The sequence below is a fragment of the Vibrio sp. 704 genome, assembly GCF_033339295.1.
Window position 1 is genome coordinate 1 of sequence record NZ_JAWOUH010000387.1, and the last position, 739, is coordinate 739.

The 739-nt window shown below is 47.5% G+C and carries 1 pseudogene; it reads right to left on the reverse strand.

The features are described from left to right. Positions 1-53: 53 nt before the first annotated feature. Positions 54-739 (reverse strand): annotated as a pseudogene (gene gidA / locus R7R24_RS26635) (tRNA uridine-5-carboxymethylaminomethyl(34) synthesis enzyme MnmG); the annotation flags it as partial.

Here is a 739-nt window from a genome sequence, read left to right on the forward strand (position 1 = left end):
GTCTAAATCGGTCTGTGCAATCAGTGAATCAAGCTTGGTTCGTAGTGCACTCATTACTCTTCCACGCCTTTTTTCAGCAAGCCGTGCTTCTTCAGATGCACAAGAAGAATTGAAATCGCTGCAGGCGTAATGCCGGAAATACGCGAAGCAATGCCAATACTTTCCGGTTTGGCTTCGCTCAGTTTCGCAACCACTTCGTTCGACAAACCTTTTACGTCTTTGTAATCCAAATCCGCAGGCAGTTTTGTGTGTTCGTGGCGAAGTGATTTTTCGATCTCTTCCTGCTGACGCTTGATGTAACCGTCGTATTTCACCTGAATTTCTACTTGTTCTGCCGCTTGTTGATCTTCAAGAGCAGGAGCAAAGGCATCAAGTTGAGTCAATTGTGAGTATGAGATCTCTGGACGACGCAAAAGATCCTCACCACTTGCTTCACGCGCCATTGGCGTTTTCAGCAGTTTGTTCAGTTCATCAATGCCCGCCGAGTTTGGGTTTACCCAAGTAGACTTCAGACGCTGACGCTCGGTTTCCATGTTCTCGATTTTTTCGTTGAAACGCGCCCAACGAACATCATCAATCAAGCCAAGTTCACGAGCTTTTTCTGTCAAACGAAGGTCGGCGTTGTCTTCTCGAAGCAATAGGCGGTATTCCGCGCGAGAAGTGAACATGCGGTACGGTTCTTTGGTACCCATGGTCGACAAATCATCAATCAGAACGCCCATGTATGCTTGGTCACGGC